Source organism: Ignavibacteriales bacterium (assembly GCA_016700155.1).
Lineage (GTDB): Bacteria > Bacteroidota > Ignavibacteria > Ignavibacteriales > Ignavibacteriaceae.
The window spans coordinates 201251-220800 of record CP065001.1; the positions used below are offsets into that span (position 1 = coordinate 201251).

Below are 19550 nucleotides of genomic sequence, written 5' to 3' on the forward strand. Positions count from 1 at the left end.
TATGTTTGGTCGGACTCCAGGAACAACAAAACTGAGTAGTGCAATTGGCAGGAAAGATTTTTTGGTGAGAACAGGACTTTTGCTCGGTGCCGCAGCATTTACATCAGCCGGCTTCAGACACAATTCAATCGATGACTTTTCTCCTTCTTTCAATCCGGATAGCTGGAAAGAAATAAAAGATTTATTCCCGCTTGACAAAAACATGATTCAGATGGCGCATTTCTTTTTAACATCACACCCTGAACCGGTAAGAAAAGCAATTGAAAAAATAAGAGATGGTCTGGATAAAAATCCTATAGGGTATATTTTTGAGCATGAGATAGAACATGAAGCAAATGTTCTTGGCGCTGCGGCGGAATATCTTGGGGTAAACCCGCATAACATTGCTTTAACTGACAGTACAACTATGGGGCTTGGAACTTTTTATACTTCAATGGATTTAAAGGCCGACCAGGAAATACTTACAACTACGCACGACCATTATTCGACGGAGACTTCACTAAATCTAAAAACTGAACGAAGCGGCGCAATGATTAAAAGGATTTCTCTTTATGAATATGGCGTACCCACAACAGCAAATGAAATAGTTGACCGGCTTAAAAAAAATATTTCTTCAAAAACAAAATATGTAGTTGTAACCTGGGTTCATTCATCTTCAGGAATGAAACTGCCAATTGCAAAAATGTCAGAAGCTATAAAAGAGATTAATAGAAATCGTGATGAAAAAGATAAAATAATTTTTTGCGTCGATGGCGTTCACGGTTTTGGTATAGAGAACACAACCATTCCCGAACTTGGCTGCGATGTGTTTATTGCCGGTACGCACAAATGGATATTCGGACCAAGAGGGACAGGATTAGTTTGGGCATCTGACGAAGCATGGAAACTTGCCCATGCAACTATTCCAACTTTTGATCTTGATAATTATGAAATATGGATGAATGCAAAGCCGCCAAAAGAAATTGCAAAGTCCGTACTTATGACTCCGGGTGGATTCAAATCGTTTGAACACCGCTGGGCTGTTGATGCTGCGTTTGAATTTCATAAATCTATAGGTAAGCAGAAGATCCAGGATAGAATTCACTTACTAAATACAATGCTTAAGCAGAGACTATGCGAAAACAAAAAAATAAAAATGATAACACCAATGAGTGAAGAATTATCATCAGGCATAACCTGCTTTGAAGTAGAAGGAAAGATTCAGTTTGATTTTGTAGGACAACTCTGGGATAATAAGATTGCTGCGAGTGTAACACCTTATAAAACATGGTTTGTAAGATTAGCACCGAGTCTGGTAACTCTTGAAGAAGATGTTGAGAAGGCGGTAAAGGTTGTAGAGAGTTTGGTCTGAAACAATGGCACGCTGATTATTATGATTGATTAAGATTAGTTATGATCATAAAAAACCAGAAGAATCTTAATGATCAGCGTACTATTTTTTTATTCTAAGAGTATCCTCACCCTTGTTTCAGGGTATTAATTATCTCAATTAATAATTTCATAATCCATTCTTTTATCTATAATTTTCACCTACAGATATTTTAATAGTTGCTAAGTATTGTAAGGGACAATTATGAAATCAGTTATATCACTTCTCGTTCTTCTTCTTTTTATTTCCACATCTTTCCTAAAATCCCAGGATAAAAACAAAGGTGTGTTTGTTGAACCAAAGCCGGGATACTTCCAGGAAATTGAAAAAGGAATAAGTGAATTTAAAAATCCGACAAAAGAAAAAAAGAAAACATTCAGATTGGATTTTACCGGGATGAATTATCCTCAGTCGAAAGAGGAGTTTAAATACTTCTGGCACAATGATCCGATTTCACAGGGGAACACAGGTACCTGCTGGTCTTTCTCAACAACATCATTTTTTGAATCTGAAATATTTCGTATTACAGGAAAGAAAGTTAGCCTTTCACCAATATATACTGCCTATTATGAATATATCGAGAAGGCAAAAGAGTTTGTACGAACAAGAGGCAATTCAATTGTTGAAGAAGGATCAAGTTTAAATGCGGTAATCAGAATCTATAAAACTCATGGGATTGTTCCCGCAACAGCTTGCACGGGATTGTTAACAGGACAGCAATATCACGACCATAGCGAGTTGGTAAAAGAAATTCAGACTTATCTTCAGAATGTAAAAACAACCAATGCATGGAATGAAGAAGAGATAATCGCAGTTACAAAATCAATCCTTAATCATTACCTTGGTGAACCTGTGACCGAGGTTGAAGTTGATGGAAAAAAACTTACACCTAAAGAATATCTCAACAACTATTTAAAACTGAATATGGATGATTACATAGATGTGCTTTCATATATGCAGCAGCCGTACTGGAAGAAAGTTGAATATGAAGTTCCTGATAATTGGTGGCACAACAAAGATTACTATAACCTGCCGCTTGAAGATTTCATGAAGATCATAAAAAATTCTATTAAGAATGGTTATACAATTGTAATTGGCGGCGACGTTAGCGAGCCCGGCTATGATAGCTGGACCAAATGTGCAGTTGTTCCCACCTTCGATATCCCTTCAGAATATATTGATGAATACAGCAGGCAATTCCGTTTCAGTAATTTAACAACGACTGATGATCACGGAATTCATCTTGTTGGATATGAAGTACTTGATGGCAAAACATGGTTTTTAATTAAAGACTCGGGTTCAGGTTCCCGCAACACAGGCGAAAAGGGATATTATTTTTATCATGAAGATTATGTCAAACTTAAAATGATGGACTTCATGGTTCATAAAGATATGCTGAAAGAATACCTGCCTAAATTTTCTGAATAATTAAATGAGTGGAGTTATACAAAAATATAACTCCAATTTTTATTTTCAGGTACATGAAACATTCTGTATTTTTGACCCGAACATTTTAAAAATTTTCTGGCTTACTTATGTACGACTTCATCTTCAAACCATTCGAAGAGATGACCGAAGCAGATTACAAAACTGTCGGTTTCAAATCAGGACTCGAAATTCATCAACAACTTTTAACTGAGAAAAAACTTTTTTGCCGTTGCCCCGCAGGTAAATACAGCAGGGATTATGATGCTGAAATATTGAGGCATATGCGTCCCACACTTTCTGAAATGGGAGTTTATGATGGTACTGCGTTAATGGAATTCAAAACAAAAAAGAATATCAACTACCGCATTAAACGTGAGACAGTTTGTACTTATGAAATGGATGATACTCCGCCATTTCTGATAAATGAAGATGCACTTGATATTGCAATCGGAATCGGTATGCTTTACAACTGCAATACTGTTGATGAACTTCACATTGCACGCAAACAATATCTTGATGGAAGTATTCCCACAGGATTTCAACGTACCGCCATTTTTGCGCTTGATGGATGGATTCCATATAAAGATGGAAAAGTTAAAATAGTTCAAATGTCGATTGAAGAAGATTCGTGCAGGGAAGTTTCTGACATCGGTCATGAAAGAGTTTATCTTACTGACCGGCTTGGAATGCCGTTGATTGAAACTGTAACCGAACCCGCCATGAAAACTCCGCAGGAAGTTGCTGAAGTTGCCTGGCAGTGCAGTAAACTTGTAAGAAGCACTCAACGAGTAAGAAGAGGAATTGGCGCAGCAAGAGAAGATGTTAATGTTAGTGTTGAAGGCGGAACAAGAGTTGAAATTAAAGGGGTGCCACAGATAGGGATGATTCCTTTGCTTACTTACAATGAAGCGATGCGTCAATGGAACTTGTTAAGATTAAGAGAGGAACTTAGACGAAGAAAAATTACTCCCGATACTTTTAAATCCGAACATTTTGATGTGACAAATCTTCTGAAAAAAGTTCACTATGCACCACTTAAAAATGCTGTTGAATCCGGAATGAAAGTAAACGCAGTTGTTCTTAAAGGATTTAAAGATTTACTTCACTGGCATACGCAAACTGACACATATTTCTCAAAGGAAATATCAGATAGAGTACGTGTAATTGCTTGTCTCACAAGCATACCTAACCTGATTCACTCTGATAGTAAGAGTGATACAATCACTTCATCTGACTGGCAGAAAGTTAGAAAGTTAACAAACGCATCCGACAATGATACGCTTGTAATTGTTTGGGGCAGTGAAGATGATGTTCATACTGCCGTTAAGGAAATAATCATCCGAGCGAAAGAAGCAACAATCGGAGTTCCTTCAGAAACAAGACAGGCATTAAGTGACGGCACAAACGGATTTGAAAGAATACTTCCGGGCGCAGATAGAATGTATCCTGATACTGACCTTCCCCCTAAAAAAATTACGAAGGAAAAATTATCAGAGATAAAATCATGGCTTCCTGAACAGTTCTGGAAAAGAATAGAATGGTATATCAAACTCGGTATTCCAAAAGACACAGTTGAAGAATTATCAGTTTCAAAATATGCTGAAGTTTTTAAGAAAGCTGTAAACGACTGGAAGGTGAATCCAACAACCGTTGCTGTTATGCTAATCCAATTCCCAAAGAGATTAAAAAAGACAGGACATAATATTGATTCACTTAATGAAGAAATGTTTTTATCAGTCCTAAAAAATTATTCAGAAGGTAAGATCACCAAAGATTCACTTTATTTTACACTTCAAAATGTTCTTGAGCTTGGTATGTTTACTGATGAGGTTCTTTCAACTTCAATAAATAAAAAAGATTTTGAAAAATTATTTAAGGATGAAACGGAAAATTTCAATAAGATTGTTCTAAATAATCCTGAAAAGAAAAATTCATTGTTCATGGGAATACTGATGAAGAAGTTGAGAGGGAAAATTCCTGCTAAAGTTGTTGCGGAGAAAATTAGTTTTGGAGATGAGGTGGTGAAATGACAACAATTACAAATGAAGATTATAAAGGTTATCGCGGTGTTGCCCTTCAGACTTTACAAAGATTCAGTTCACCTGTGTGGAGTGATGTCGAAATAATAACCGGTGATGGAACTTATAAAGGATTGATTCTTCCCCGATCTGAAACTGCCGATCAATTTCATATTGTCATTAAAATGCCAATTGGCTATAACATCGGAATTGCTGCTGAAAAAATTAAAGATATAAAAATAAATGGAAGACGCGAGGCTAAGTATAAAATACCTGAAAAAGATTTTCCATACGATCCTAAGAAACCTCGCGTTAAACTATTTGGAACCGGAGGAACTATTGCATCCAGGTTGGATTATCGAACCGGGGCCGTTATACCAGCTTTCTCTCCCGGCGAACTTTACGGGTCTGTTCCTGAGCTGGCTGATATTTGTAATCTTGAAACTGAAAAACTTTACGGGGAGTTTAGTGAAAACATCGGACCGAAACATTGGAAAGGTGTTGCTGAAGCAATTGGAAAAGAAATTGAAAAGGGTGTACGGGGAATTGTAATCGGGCACGGAACGGACATTATGCATCATACAGCAGCTGCTTTATCTTTTATGGTGCAGGATTCTCCGGTTCCTATTGTTATGGTTGGCTCTCAGCGTTCAAGTGATCGTCCTTCATCTGATGCAGCGCTAAACTTAATTCATTCTGTAAAGACAGCCACCGAGAGTGATATAGCTGAGGTAATGGTTTGTATGTTTGGTCCAACTTCTGACATTTACGGATTGCTTCATCGAGGAACACGTGTAAGAAAAATGCATTCAAGTTATCGGTCTACATTTAGAACAATTGGTGATATTCCTATTGCAACTGTCAGTCGTGAAAATATTACTCCTTTAAGAGAAGATTATAAACGAAGAAGAAATGATAAAGATGTAAAAATAAACGCTGTGTTTGAAGAGAAAGTTTCGATCGTTTACTATTATCCTAATATGCAGCCGGATATTATTGATTCCCTGGTTGATAATGGTTATAAAGGAATTGTTATTGCGGGTACCGGGCTTGGACACGTTAATAAACCTATGTATCCGGCACTTAAACGTGCGAAGGAGAAAGGGGTTGCTGTTTACATGACTGTTCAAACACTTTGGGGTTATGTGCAGATGTATGTTTACGATACCGGAAGAGATATGATGGAACTTGGTGTTGTTCCCGCAGCCAATATGCTTCCTGAAGTTGCGTATGTAAAACTCGGGTGGGCGCTTGGGCAAACAAGTGATCTTCAAAAAGTTAAGGAGATAATGTTAACGCCTATTGCCGGTGAAATAACTGAACGTGAACCAAGCAACGGTTATTTAATTTACCAGGGGGGTTTACCTGAAGTGGAAGAGTTTATTAAGCAGTATAGGAAGTAAAATTTATGAGGACCAAAATTATTTTGATCCTCATTTTTGATTAATGATTATTCCTGCTCATAAGCTATTTCACCGTGAAGTGAATTATCCAGACCTGTTTCTTCTTCCTGTTTTGTTACTTTAACAGGAGTTATAAAATTAATCAACCAGAGTGCTACATAAGTAAAGATAAAACAATAGGCTCCTACAACGATTACACTTATTAACTGTTTCCATAGAAATTCTAAATTACCTCCGGCAAATAGTCCGTTGGAGGTTACAATCGGATTTACTGATGAAGATGCGAACAGACCAAGTAAAATTACGCCTATTGTACCGCCAACGCCGTGAACTCCCCAAACATCAAGTGCATCATCCCAATGAAGTTTATTTTTCAAACTTACAGCAAAGTAACAAACGATACCAGCAATTATTCCGATAATAGCGGCGTGTTGAACAGTAACAAATCCTGCTGCAGGTGTAATCGTTGCAAGCCCTGCTACGGCACCCGTAAGTAGCCCGACAAATTTTGGTTTCTTTTCAAGGAACCATGCAAGGAATAACCAGACTATTGCTGCAAATGATGCAGCGACGTCTGTGTTTAGAAATGCTGTTGCGGTGATTGCATCGACTTGTAATTCACTTCCTGCATTAAAACCGTACCATCCGAACCAGAGTAATCCAGTACCTAATGCAACAAGCGGAATGCTGTGCGGACCTCTTTCAATAATATTTCGTTTACCCACATAAAATACCGATGCAAGTGCTGCCATACCTGCGCTTGCGTGAACAACAATTCCACCTGCAAAATCAAGAACTCCCCATGTTGCTAACAGACCACCTCCCCAAACCATGTGAACAAGAGGGAAGTAAACAAAAATTAGCCAGAGTGTGAGGAAGATCATGTAAGCAGGGAACTTCACCCTGTTAGTGAAAGCTCCGGTAATTAATGCAGGAGTTATAATTGCGAACATCATTTGGTATGCTGCAAAAACATAAAGTGGAATTTGATTATTCCCTGTAAATGCAGTATTAAGATCAGTGCCGTTAAAGAATGCCATATCAAAGTTTCCGATCAAGCCGCCTTCACCGCCGCTGAAGCATAGTGAATAACCGAATGCAAACCAGATAACAGTTGTCCATCCCAATGAAACAAAACTCTGGATCATTATTGCGAGTACATTTTTTCTTCCAACCAATCCGCCATAAAAGAATGCGAGACCAGGTGTCATTAACATAACAAGGCTTGTTGCAATAAGCATAAAGCCGGTACTGCCAGTGTCGAACATAATTACTCCTTTAAAAATTTATTTTTAAAACATTAATCCAAATACCAAATATGTTGTTTCAGTATTTGGGTTGCCGATAAATGAAACCGAAACGGGTAAAGAATATTCTTCGGTGATCTTTACAGACTTTGATGCTTTAACACCAACATTAATGAGATTCAATTTTTCAGAACCATAGTAGAAAGGATTTTCTGCACTGCCGGTTGTGCCGCCGACAAAAAAGTTTAATGATACATCCTGAACTTCAACAGGATAATCTGCCTGGAAGTAAATGTTATTACCAGCATCATTATAAAAATTCAAATATCCACTTAAAGTTATTGGAAAACATTCCGGACCTTTTACACTTAATCCGGCTTCAATAACATGTGCGCCCGGTCCATCCGGATCGTCATAATCATTAAAGTTTCCCCATTTTATTCCGGCAATGGCAAAATAGTAATCAGTAATAAGTGCAGTAACGCTCATACCATTGTTGAAACAATGTGTATATCCAAGCCATGTATCTAACTCTTGTCCTAATGCTGATTTTGTATTTGAAGGATCACTTGAAAGGCTGTATGAACCCCAGAATCCGAGGCTGAAACCATAAGCGGAAAATGTTAGCGCAGGTTGAATGTTAACCGCGTCATTAACATTTAAACCACGCCAGATATACCTGCTGACTAATTCGGCATTTAGGTTTGTTTCAAATTCCTGTGCAAACATAGATGTTGAACACAATAACAGAACAATGAAAAAAAGAATTTTGCGAATCATTTAATCTCCTCCTTTTTGTATATGGGAATTGTTTGAGATGGTGTAAGAGGTTTGAATAATATGTGTTATTGATTTCCATAAAAAACAACCGTTACAATAATAACCGGACGATTTTACGATTGCATTTTTGTAATCAACAAGTGCAACATATACACAATGAGCGAGAAGCTGTCAAATAGAATTAATTTTTAATCTTTGTTTGAGAATCATTATACCAGTAAGTTTGAACAGCTAATTTTTTTATTTCCGGGGAAGATCGGATCTTGTGCGAAAAATATTGATTGTTCACGGTTTACCCGATCAGGAAACCTCATATAAAGAAACTCTGAAAGCTGAAGGATTCAACACTTATCTTACAGCAGGCGAAAAAAACGGTATTAGCATTGCCGTAACCTACCTGCCTGATATTATAATCTGTGACATCTGTAATCCGGAATCAGAATTGAAAGTTGTTAAAGAACTTTCTCATAACAACGCAACCTTATCAATACCCTTAATAGTTTTAACAGATATAAAACAATTGATCCATTCAAGAACACTTATGGAACTTGGTGCTGATGATGTAATAGTAAAACCGGTTGCAGGTGAACCTGTTTTAAAATCAATTCAAAGCAGGTTAAAAAAGTTAGAAGCGTTAAAGGAAAAATTAATTTACAAACTGACATATATTGAAAGTGAAAATAAAACTGCTCAAAAGAAAAATGATCATCTGCTGATAAAAATCGGCAACGATCTGAAGTTCATTGAATACAGCAGTATTGTCTATATAATTGCGCTTAAAGAATACACCAAACTTGTGCTGGAAGATGGCTGCAAATTAATAGTAAGGAAATCCATCCGTAACTGGATAGATACACTGCCCCCGAAAGATTTTTTAAGGATTCACAGGGCAACTATAGTAAACATCTGGCATCTTCAAAAAATTGAAAAGTGTGGTTTGAGAAGTTACTGCGTTTATATGAAAAACATTTCCAAACCTTTCCAGTTAAGCCAGCGCTACGGAAATATTATGCGAAAAACCTTTAAAGGGTAATGCAGTTTCAACTTCTTGTCAAATGCCTGTACTTAATCCTGTGTGGTTGATCGGCATCGACACCTAATCGCTCTTTACGTTTTTCTTCATACTCAGTATAGTTTCCGTCAAACCAAACTGCTTTGCTGTCACCTTCAAATGCGAGTATATGTGTTGCGATTCTGTCTAAGAACCACCTGTCGTGACTTATAACCAAAACACAACCTGCAAATTTTTCAATTCCTTCTTCAAGTGCGCGTAGAGTGTTCACGTCTAGATCATTTGTCGGTTCATCAAGAAGAATAACATTTGCACCTTGCTTTAACATCATAGCAAGATGAACGCGGTTACGTTCGCCGCCAGATAATGCTGCGACTTTTTTCTGCTGGTCACCACCGGAAAAATTAAACTGCGCAACATAAGCGCGTGAGTTAACCTGCCTTGTACCAAGCATTATAGTATCTTCGCCACCGGAGATTAATTCCCAAATACTTTTTTCGGGATTAAGTGCGTCTCTTGATTGATCGACATAAGACAGTTTTACTGTTGAACCGATTTTGAGATTTCCTTTATCAGGATTTTCCAACCCTGTTATCATTTTAAATAGGGTTGTTTTACCCGCGCCGTTTGGTCCTATAATTCCAACTACTGCGCCAGGAGGAATTGAGAATGTTAAATCATCAATTAAAATATTATCTCCGTATGCTTTGGAAATATTTTCACATTCAATTACTACATCACCTAATCTTTCCGCAACAGGAATGTATAGTTGAAGTTCTTTCTGTGATTTTTCTTTTTCATCTTTTAAAAGATTTTCATAAGAAGTAATTCTTGACTTTGATTTTGCGTGACGGGCTTTAGGACTCATTCTTATCCACTCAAGTTCACGCCGTAAAGTTTTTTGTCTTTGACTTTCCTGTTTCTCTTCAACTCTAAGCCGTTCCTGTTTTTGTTCCAGCCACGAAGAATAATTTCCTTTCCATGGGATTCCTTCACCTCTGTCAAGTTCAAGAATCCAGCCTGCAACATTGTCAAGAAAATATCTGTCGTGTGTAACTGCTATAACTGTACCTTCATATTTTTGAAGATGATGTTCAAGCCATGCAACTGTTTCAGCGTCAAGATGGTTTGTCGGTTCATCAAGCAAAAGTATATCAGGCTTTTGAAGAAGTAATCTGCACAACGCAACTCGTCTTCTTTCCCCGCCTGAAAGAACTTTAACATTCATCTCACCTGGTGGACACCTCAACGCATCCATTGCCATTTCAAGGCGCGAATCAAGATCCCATCCTCCCATTGCTTCAAGTTTTTCCTGAACTTCACCTTGATGCTCTAGCAGTTTTGTCATTTCATCATCATCCATTGGTTCAGAAAATTTTTCTGTTATTGCATTGTATTCTTTTAACAGGTCAACAACTTCCTGAACTCCTTCCTCAACAATTTCTTTTACAGTTTTATTATCATCAAGTAAAGGTTCCTGCTCAAGGTAACCAATGGTATGACCGGGAGAAAGAACTGTTTCGCCATTAAAATTTTTGTCAACCCCGGAAAGAATTTTTAGCAGTGATGATTTACCGGAGCCATTTAATCCTATCACGCCGATCTTTGCACCGTAAAAGTATGATAGGTAAATATCTTTAAGAACAGGTTTATTGTTATAAAACTTACTTACTCCGATCATGGAGTAAATTATTTTGTTTACTTCGTTGCTCATTAAGGCTTTCTTATATATTTATTTTAATAGCATCATTTTTTTTGTCTGCTTAAATGAATCGGTTGTTAATTGATAAAAATAAATTCCGCTTGTCAAAGTTGAAGAGATATCATTCAGATTAAATGATGCACGATGTGAACCTGCTTCAAGTTCACCATCGATCAATGTAGTGATTTCTGTTCCAAGAACATTAAAAATTTTTAATGTCACATGCTCACGTTTCAAAATTGAAAATGAGATTTCGGTGGAAGGGTTAAATGGGTTTGGATAGTTTTGATTTAGTTCATATTTGAAAATGGGCTTATCCTCATTAATAGTAACAGCTGATGTAGTTGTAAAACTGAATACCTGTGAATATATACCTTCATATGAAGGGGTTATTCCACGCACACGCCAATAATATTTTTTGTTGTTCTGCAGGTTATTGATAGAATAGGTTGTGTCTGTAATTCCATTTGTATTTAATACTAAACCAGTGCCAAAAAATGCGGCAGTTGTCGCGACTTGTAACCTATAGGATTGTGCACCCAGAACGTTGTTCCAAATAAATTGGGCATTTATCGGAACATTAGTCGCGCTGTCAACCGGCGAACTAAGCAGTGGAGAAGCTATCCCAGTTATAAATGATCTTGTTTCTGAAAACTCGCTGTAGTTACCCCCATTATTCGCTCTGACCCGCCAATAATATTTTACAAAACCTTGATCAAATTCTCCGCGGGTAATGTTAGTCCTTCCAACCTCAACCTCTACATCAAGTACTGCAAAGGTTGAGTCTTTTGAAATTTGTAATGTGTATAAAACAGTCTCTTCATCTCCGGCCCATTGAAAATTTATACCACCCACCACATCTGCTAAACCATCTGCTGGACTTATTAGAGTGGGTGCTGAAGGAATATTATTATTTACGCCAATAGAAGTGATAAACATTTCTATTTTTTGAACAGGTCTTTCTGTTCCGGGTACAGTTGGTGAATTAACAATGTTATCAGCTACATCCATTCCTTCATAGACTCTGCCGTATGCGGTATAGTTGCCGTTCAAACCTGAGTTTTCAACTACATTAATAAAAAATTGTGAGTTCGCACTGTTGATATCATTATCTCTGGCGGCTCCTAATATACCCCTTGTGTGATTTACGTTACTGAATTCTGCCGGCACATTTGTTTGGGTTGAATCTCCATTACCCCATGTAGATGGATCACCATGTCTCGAGTTCGGATCCCCGCCCTGAATAACAAAATTTGGAACCACCCGGTGAAATGCAGTAGTATCAAAAAATTGAATGTTTACCAGGCTATCAAAATTATGTGTATGCAGAGGAGCTATATTAGAAAATAGTTCAACTTTAATATTTCCAATAAAAGTTCCTTCACGTTCGCATCGGATATTGTATTGCGGTTTACCTGATTGTGCTAAGGTAGTTGTTAAAATTCCGATACCAATGCAAAATAAAAATGTCAATCCAGTTATTTTCATTCTTAACCTCTTTGGTCAAATTAAACTCTGAAAATTATTTATGTTAAAAATCCAAAATCAGTTTTCACTGAATTCTTTATTCAATAAATGTTTGAACCAAAACTTAAGCTCTTCCTTCACGAGGTGGAAGTATTTCGGCGGACCCCATCCATGTCTTTCATTTGGATACAACATCATCTCAAAGTCTTTATTCAAATCCTGTAACTTATCAACAAGTTGAATTGTATTTTGTAAATGAACGTTGTCATCCATGGTGCCATGAATTATGAGCATTTTCCCTTTATACTTATCTGCATGAGTAATTGCTGAGCCATTCTTGTATCCGTCGGGATTTTCATCCGGGGTATCCATATATCTTTCAGTATAAACATTGTCGTACAACTGCCAATCAGTGACAGAAAATTCAGCGATACCATGAGTAAAATAATCTGCACCAGCTGTCAGAGCCATACAGGTAACATAGCCTCCATAACTTCCGCCGGTGATTCCTATTTTTGTTTCGTCCACAAATTCTTTAGTACGCAGCCATTTGACAATTGAAATCAGGTCCTCAGTTTCCCATTTACCAAGATATCGATGCATCATTGACTGTCCTTTTTTACCAAAATGTTCTGAACCCCGATTATCAGCAACTATATAAATGATTCCGTTTTGTGCTAAGTATTGCGGACCAAGAAAAGTTGAAAATGAGTTTTTCACACCTGCGGTACCGGGTCCTCCGTAAATTGAGAAGACAACCGGATATTTTTTTGATTCATCAAAATCAGGCGGAAGAATCCACTTAACGGGCAGTTCAAATCCATCCTCGGTGGTTACTGTAAATAATTCTGTCCTGCCGAGTTTATAATCTTCAATAGCTTCATTGAATTGATTGCCTAATTCAAGAATTGAAGAGCCGTCAATACTTTTAACTTCAAGAATGCTTGGAGTTTCAATGCTATTAAATCTGTCGATAAAAAAACTACCTTCCGGTGAAATAGAACATTTATGAGTTCCTTCGTCATCAGTTAACTGTTCTATTGACTGAGTTTTCAAATCGACTTTAAATAAGTGAGACTCAGTTGTGTTTTCTCCTGAACCATGAAAATATACTATACCTTTTTTCTCATCGACGTACTGGATATCACTTACATTCCATTCAACATTTGTTAGTTTTGAAATTAGTATACCCTTCATATCATAGTAGAATAAGTTCTGCCAACCGTTTATATCACTTCGGACTAAAAATCCTTTTCCATTTTTGAATAAGTAAAGATCCTCAAAGAAGACTACCCACGATAATTGCTTCTCGTCATATATCTCCTTTATTTTTCCGCTATTAGGATCGGTTGAATAGATTTTAATGTTATCCTGTCCACGGTTCATCCATTGAACAAAAATCTGTTTGCTGTCATTTGTCCAGAATGGCCAGGCGATATACTGATCGTTTTTTTCAGGGATATTCACCCACGTTGTTTTTGAATTTTTTAAATGAACGATCCCCATTTTAGCATCAGGATTCGGATCACCGGGTTTAGGATATCTCTGTGTCTCAAGTTCACCGTGAATCCCATTTGCATTTACTAAATGAAATTCAGGTACAGGAGAATCATCAGTTCTCAGAAAAGCAATCATTTCACTGTTTGGCGCCCACCAGTAAGCTTTATAGTTTGTAGATCTACCAAGGATTTCTTCCATATAAACCCAGGAAGCATAACCATTATAAACCAATCCTCCGCCATCTGTAGTAAGCTGTGTTTCTTTGCCCGAGTTTATATCAATTACATAGAGGTTATAGTTCCGGGTAAATGCTATTTTTTTATAGTCAGGTGAAAATGATGGATTGTATTCTTCAACATCAGGGGAGTTGGTTAGCTGTTTAAGTGAATTATTCTTAATTGAGTAATAGTAAATATCATTCTTCTGATTAAACATAAAATGTCTGTAATCATTTGAATATTCATCAGCGCGCTCAATGGCAAATCCTTCCGGAAGTTTTTTATTTATTTCATTGTAATCAAGCAGAACAGATTCATCTCCATTCTGCGCATTTACTTTAAGCAGTGCGTAAGCATCGGAGGTTCTCTTTATCTGCAGAAAATTTTTATCATCATACCATCCTTTTATCTGGGGAAGGGGACTGAATAATCTGGGTTGACCACCTTTATATGTCTGTTGAAATGTAAGCTGCTTATCCTGCGCGGGACTTGAGGTCAATCCGGCTAATAGAATTACTATTGCAAAAATAGCGTATAAAGATTTGGTTGGTTGCATCTTGATTCTCCGAAAAAGTTTGCATTGTTAAAAATGAAATTAAGAATTTCCGGTATAAAAACGGAATTTGGCTCATCATAAAATGTGTCCGTTTAGTGTTCTATATCGTCTCATTTTTTTAATTGGAATTGAATTCAGCGCATAAAAGAATTTCGACTAAAATTCCTTAACCGGTTAAGTAATCCGTACTTCCAAAATCTTTATTATTGTTTTTCTATCGATTAAATTAGCGTCGTGCATGGATGTTTGTTTTATTAACAGGTAGAAAAATTGACACAAATAAATGAGGGATTAGCTTAGCGGAAAGTTTTTACAACACTCCATAAAACAGCCGCTTTGCATAAATTGCTGACGTCTTTATCGCCGGTAGTTCAATAAATCGAAGTATGTACGAGAGAAAAAAAATATATCTGTTTGTAGTATTGTTTTGCGCCTGTCAAACAATCACTAATGCAAATGTTCATATTGGTGATGAACAAGTAATTGCTACAGTGGGCGGACATTCTATAACACTTTCCGAATTCAAGTTACGTTATAATAACTTTCTTAACTCTTCCGGAACCAGGGACAGCAAAGCAGTCCGTGATGCAGTCCTTAATAATATGATCAACGAAATTCTGCTTTATTCATATGATTCTAATGAAGAAGTTTTATCCGATGTAAATTTTATACGCGAAGTAGAGTGGTCAAAAAGAAAAGTTGTACTTGCTCATTTTAAAGAGCAGGAAATCTATTCAAAAATATCAGTGACTGAACCTGAGATGCGCGAGGCATTTCTTAGAGCGAATGAATCTTTAACTGCACGACATTTGTACGCTTCAACTGAAGTAGAGGCTAATGAACTTTATCGGCTTGTAAATAACGGCAACAGTTTTGAAGAATTAGCAAAACAGGTTTTCACGGATTCGACTTTAAAAAATAACGGCGGACTCATAGGCTCATTTACCTGGGGCGATATGGACCCGGCGTTTGAAGAAGCAGCATATTCATTAAGGGTAGGTGAAATTTCAACTCCCATAAAAACAGCACAGGGATATAGTATAATAAAGCTTGAGAGCAGAAATCAAAAGCCGTTATTAACTGAGTATGAGTTTCAAAACAAAAAAGCTCACCTCGAAAAAGTTTTAAGGATTAAGAAAAACCTTCTGGCGGAAAAAGAATATATCAATCAGATTTTTGACAGGAACCAGTTGTCATTTAATGATGATGTTGTTAAAGAAATGCTTGCTGGAATGTACTCTGCTAATAATGTTGAATCCGAACCCGATCAGATGACCAAAGAATTAGTGTCTTATAAAGGCAAGAGTTATACTGTCAGAGAAATTGAGCAAAGAATTTTCACCATTCCGGACTCTCACATTAACAGAATCAACTCAATTGAATCACTGAAAGCAGTGATTGAAGGACTTCTGATTAATGAAATAATTTTCGGTATGGCTGAAGAGCGTGGATATGTATCAGCCCAGTCTGTTATTGATATGATGGAAGCTTATAAACAAAATATTTTCTTTAAATATAAAATCGAACGCATATCACAGAATGCATTTCTTCCTGATTCCACTTTAGAAAAATATTACAGAGAAAATATTCACACATTTTCTTCTGAAAGAGAATTGAATGTTCAGGAAATACTGGTTGATAATGAGTCTCTTGCTGACAGTCTTTTCAGGCAAATATCGAACGGCGAAGATTTTGGATTGCTTGCAAATAAATTTTCTATCAGAAGATGGTCGGCAGAAAATAATGGTGAGATGGGATTCGCACCCATTTCCCGTTACGGCAATTATAAAGATACATTTTGGCAATCGGAAGTAGGTACACTTATCGGGCCTTTACACATTGAAAATCTTTACGGAATATTCCGGGTGCTTGGAAAGAAAGATAGTGAACCATTAGATTTTGAAATTGTTAAATCTGATGTGCTTAAAGCAGCCCGGTTTGAAAATCAAACTGTTACTTTAAGAGATTATATTAAAGAGTTAAAAAAGAAAATCAATGTAAGCATTAATTCTGCCTTGCTTGATTCATACAATATTTTAGGTTGAAAAAAATCAAAAAAATTTTTCAGTTAAGGAGCAATACATGAGAAAAGCGATACAATTATTTGTGGCTGTAATCTTCTTTTCGACGAACATTGTATTTGCGGGAACCACAGGCAAGATAACCGGAAAAGTTCTGGATCAGAAAACCGGTGAGCCGTTACCTTTCGTAAATATAATTCTTGAAGGAACCAATTACGGCGCAGCTACGGATCTGGAAGGTGAATATGTTATTCTTAATTTACCTCCGGGCCGGTACAGCGTTAAAGCACAGGCAATAGGGTACCAGGCACAGATTGTTCAGAATGTACTGGTATCTATCGATCAGACAACCGAGGTGAACTTTACACTTTCCGAAGTTGCTGTTGAACTTGAAGCAATTGTAGTTGAAGGCAAAAGTGATCTTGTAAAAAAGGATGTTACATCCAGTCAGTCATCAGTTTCTTCAGAACAGATTGAAAGACTTCCTGTTGCCGAATTTGATGACGTACTTCAGCTTCAGGCAGGCGTAACACGCGGTGCCGATGGTAGTTTTCATATAAGAGGCGGACGTACATCGGAAATTGCTTACTGGGTAAACGGTATTTCTATCACTGATGCTTATGATAACAGCAGAGGTATACAGATTGATAATAACAGTGTTCAGGAATTGCAGGTTATCAGTGGTACATTCAATGCTGAATACGGAAATGCGATGTCAGGAATTGTTAATACTGTAACGAAAGAAGGCGGTCGTGAATATCACGGAAGTCTTATGATTTACAGCAGTGACCATATCAGTAACTTTACGGAATATTTTCCTCACATAGATAATATTGATCCCGTTTCAACTTATAATTTCCAGGGAAGTATCGGTGGTCCTGTCCCGTTTACAAATAATATCGTTTCATTCTTTATAAATGGAAGATATAATTATGATGACGGTTATCTATACGGTGAAAGAAGATATAATCCTGACGGCACACAGGGAGACAGTAAAGTCGTTCCAATGAACTGGAGGAAAAATTATTACGGTCAGGGAAATATCAGTTTTTCACCCTTACAGGAAATAAAGATTAATCTTGAAGGATTATACTCAAAAGAAGATTACAGGGACTATAACCATGAATATCGCTGGAACCCGGAAGGTGATGTTAAGAAGTTTTCGGAAAGTTATAATGGAACAGCGACATTTACACACATGCTTTCTTCCGCAACCTTTTATACAGCGAAAGGTTCATTCTTCCAAAAAGATTTTAATGAATATCTGTACGAAAATCCTTATGATACACGCTACTTCTCACCGGATTCATTTCAGAATCGTGCAAGCTATTCCTTCCTCACAAAAGGAACAAATCTTCACAGGTTTTTCAGGGCGACAAATACTTACCAGGGAAGAGTTGATTTTACCAGCCAGGTAACAAAAGATAATCTTATAAAATTTGGTGCTGAAGTTAAATCTCACAACCTGAAATTTGATGACTATAATCTGCAGCCGGAAGTAATAAATGGAGTTACAACGCAACCATTCAAACCAGCTATTCCCGGTGTAACTGAACCAAACCGTGTTAAATACAATAATGATCCATTTGAGATGGCGGCTTATATTCAGGATAAAATTGAGTTTGAAAATGTAATCATAAACATAGGTGTCAGGTTTGATTATTTTGATGCTAACGGAAAAGTTTTGTATGAGGGGACCTATAATGGGAAAAGCATTAACTCATTCAAAGATCCAAATATTTATGCACCATTAAGGGCTCCATCTTTCTTTGGAATTAATACTCCTAATGACACCTGGAAAGATGTAGCTGACATTACTCAATATACCAGCATGCTTGAGCCGTACTTTTATAAAGATTCGGAAACAAAAATGCAAGTCAGCCCACGCTTTGGTATTGCATATCCGATCAGTGCAGCCGGTGTAGTTCATTTTTCATACGGACACTTTCTTCAAATTCCCCCATTTCAATATTTATTTGCTGATGGACCATATTATGTACCTAACGATGGAAGTTTTGTCGGTTTATACGGGAACCCAAATCTCGAGGCACAAAAAACTGTTATGTATGAACTTGGTTTCCGCCAGGAATTTTGGAGTGACTACCTGATAGATATAACTGGTTTTTACAGGGACGTCAGAGACTGGATTACAGCCGGACCGCCTATTTCAACTCAAATCGGTGTAACATATTCAATCTACACAAATAAAGATTATGCTAATGTTAAAGGAATAACATTAACGTTCAACAAAGTATTTAAAGATAATTTTGCGTTCGATATTAATTATACCTACCAGGTTGCAGAAGGTACAAACTCCAGACCTGAAGAAGAATTTTTTGCATTTCAGGGTAATTCAGAACCAAGTTTATATTTAATTCCGATGGATTGGGATCAAAACCATCTTTTGAACGCATCTGTTTATACAGGTTTTGACGGATGGGGTGCAAGCTTAATTGCGAGATATGGAACAGGGCTTCCATACACACCAACTGTTACTCAATACACCGCTGAACGTTTAACAGGTGGTGGCTTTCTGAGAAACAGCAGAAGAATTCCAGCCCAATTTACACTGGATTTAAAAGTAGATAAAACTTTCCAGGTGATGGACTTTAATATTACTGCGTTTGTAAGAGTATTTAATTTGCTCGATAACAGAATTCCTGTTACCGTTTTCGGGGATACTGGACAACCCGATTTTACAACAGAGCTGCAGTCAGTTGGATTTGATCCGAGAAGACCAAACACACCGGAAGAATTTATTAAGTATCCGGGTCATTTCGGAGAACCAAGGAATGTTCAGTTCGGATTTGATTTAGCTTTTTAAAAAGA

12 protein-coding genes are annotated in these 19550 nt (G+C 37.1%); 7 read left to right on the plus strand and 5 right to left on the minus strand.

What is annotated here, in order from left to right; translation table 11 throughout:
- The first annotated feature begins 1 nt into the window (after nucleotide 1).
- From IPM56_00830 to gatD, 4 genes are all read left to right on the plus strand, one after another.
- Nucleotides 2-1351: an aminotransferase class V-fold PLP-dependent enzyme gene (locus tag IPM56_00830; protein ID QQS36528.1), complete on the plus strand. Its 1350-nt coding sequence runs from the start codon at nucleotides 2-4 to the stop codon at nucleotides 1349-1351.
- A gap of 222 nt (nucleotides 1352-1573) precedes the next feature.
- Complete coding sequence (locus IPM56_00835) at nucleotides 1574-2797, plus strand: peptidase C1 (GenBank protein QQS36529.1); 1224 nt, start codon at nucleotides 1574-1576, stop codon at nucleotides 2795-2797.
- Between the two features lie 107 nt (nucleotides 2798-2904).
- Nucleotides 2905-4827: a Glu-tRNA(Gln) amidotransferase subunit GatE gene (gene gatE / locus IPM56_00840; GenBank protein QQS36530.1), complete on the plus strand. Its 1923-nt coding sequence runs from the start codon at nucleotides 2905-2907 to the stop codon at nucleotides 4825-4827.
- Nucleotides 4824-6218, plus strand: coding sequence for a Glu-tRNA(Gln) amidotransferase subunit GatD (gene gatD / locus IPM56_00845; protein QQS36531.1), 1395 nt, complete (start codon nucleotides 4824-4826; stop codon nucleotides 6216-6218). Before gatE ends, gatD begins: the two co-directional genes overlap by 4 nt.
- A 47-nt stretch (nucleotides 6219-6265) precedes the next feature.
- On the opposite strand, the gene IPM56_00850 is transcribed toward gatD, so the two are convergent.
- Together IPM56_00850 and IPM56_00855 are read right to left on the minus strand one after the other, a co-directional pair.
- Nucleotides 6266-7486, minus strand: coding sequence for an ammonium transporter (locus tag IPM56_00850; protein ID QQS36532.1), 1221 nt, complete (start codon nucleotides 7484-7486; stop codon nucleotides 6266-6268).
- A 24-nt stretch (nucleotides 7487-7510) separates the two neighbouring features.
- Nucleotides 7511-8245 carry a hypothetical protein gene (locus tag IPM56_00855; GenBank protein ID QQS36533.1) on the minus strand — a complete coding sequence of 245 codons (735 nt, stop codon included), beginning with the start codon at nucleotides 8243-8245 and terminating at the stop codon, nucleotides 7511-7513.
- Between the two features lie 265 nt (nucleotides 8246-8510).
- Between IPM56_00855 and IPM56_00860 the strand changes: the two genes are divergently transcribed.
- Entirely contained in the window at nucleotides 8511-9278 is a 768-nt protein-coding gene (locus tag IPM56_00860; GenBank protein ID QQS36534.1) for a response regulator transcription factor, read from the plus strand.
- A 7-nt stretch (nucleotides 9279-9285) separates the two neighbouring features.
- Here IPM56_00860 and ettA read toward each other — a convergent pair whose 3' ends face one another.
- The 3 genes from ettA to IPM56_00875 are packed head-to-tail and all read right to left on the minus strand — an operon-like array spanning nucleotide 9286 to nucleotide 14700.
- Nucleotides 9286-10971: an energy-dependent translational throttle protein EttA gene (gene ettA, locus IPM56_00865; protein QQS36535.1), complete on the minus strand. Its 1686-nt coding sequence runs from the start codon at nucleotides 10969-10971 to the stop codon at nucleotides 9286-9288.
- An 18-nt stretch (nucleotides 10972-10989) separates the two neighbouring features.
- Nucleotides 10990-12447, minus strand: a complete 1458-nt coding sequence (locus tag IPM56_00870; protein QQS36536.1) for a peptidylprolyl isomerase — start codon at nucleotides 12445-12447, stop codon at nucleotides 10990-10992.
- 57 nt (nucleotides 12448-12504) lie between these two features.
- A complete protein-coding gene (locus IPM56_00875) occupies nucleotides 12505-14700 on the minus strand; it encodes a S9 family peptidase (GenBank protein ID QQS36537.1) in 2196 nt (731 codons plus the stop codon).
- A 386-nt stretch (nucleotides 14701-15086) separates the two neighbouring features.
- Here IPM56_00875 and IPM56_00880 point away from each other — a divergent pair, with 386 nt between their 5' ends.
- Both IPM56_00880 and IPM56_00885 read left to right on the plus strand, forming a co-directional pair.
- Nucleotides 15087-16745 (plus strand): peptidylprolyl isomerase, encoded by a 1659-nt coding sequence (locus IPM56_00880; GenBank protein QQS36538.1) that lies wholly within the window; start codon nucleotides 15087-15089, stop codon nucleotides 16743-16745.
- Between the two features lie 37 nt (nucleotides 16746-16782).
- Nucleotides 16783-19545, plus strand: a complete 2763-nt coding sequence (locus IPM56_00885) for a TonB-dependent receptor (protein QQS36539.1) — start codon at nucleotides 16783-16785, stop codon at nucleotides 19543-19545.
- Nucleotides 19546-19550: the final 5 nt, after the last annotated feature.

Bases quoted from the DNA above. Each gene is read 5' to 3' on its own strand.
- IPM56_00830 (QQS36528.1), top strand. From the start codon at position 2: ATGTTTGGTCGGACTCCAGGAACAACAAAACTGAGTAGTGCAATTGGC.
- IPM56_00835 (QQS36529.1), top strand. From the start codon at position 1,574: ATGAAATCAGTTATATCACTTCTCGTTCTTCTTCTTTTTATTTCCACA.
- gatE (QQS36530.1), top strand. From the start codon at position 2,905: ATGTACGACTTCATCTTCAAACCATTCGAAGAGATGACCGAAGCAGAT.
- gatD (QQS36531.1), top strand. From the start codon at position 4,824: ATGACAACAATTACAAATGAAGATTATAAAGGTTATCGCGGTGTTGCC.
- IPM56_00850 (QQS36532.1), bottom strand. From the start codon at position 7,486: ATGTTCGACACTGGCAGTACCGGCTTTATGCTTATTGCAACAAGCCTT.
- IPM56_00855 (QQS36533.1), bottom strand. From the start codon at position 8,245: ATGATTCGCAAAATTCTTTTTTTCATTGTTCTGTTATTGTGTTCAACA.
- ettA (QQS36535.1), bottom strand. From the start codon at position 10,971: ATGAGCAACGAAGTAAACAAAATAATTTACTCCATGATCGGAGTAAGT.
- IPM56_00870 (QQS36536.1), bottom strand. From the start codon at position 12,447: ATGAAAATAACTGGATTGACATTTTTATTTTGCATTGGTATCGGAATT.
- IPM56_00875 (QQS36537.1), bottom strand. From the start codon at position 14,700: ATGCAACCAACCAAATCTTTATACGCTATTTTTGCAATAGTAATTCTA.
- IPM56_00880 (QQS36538.1), top strand. From the start codon at position 15,087: ATGTACGAGAGAAAAAAAATATATCTGTTTGTAGTATTGTTTTGCGCC.
- IPM56_00885 (QQS36539.1), top strand. From the start codon at position 16,783: ATGAGAAAAGCGATACAATTATTTGTGGCTGTAATCTTCTTTTCGACG.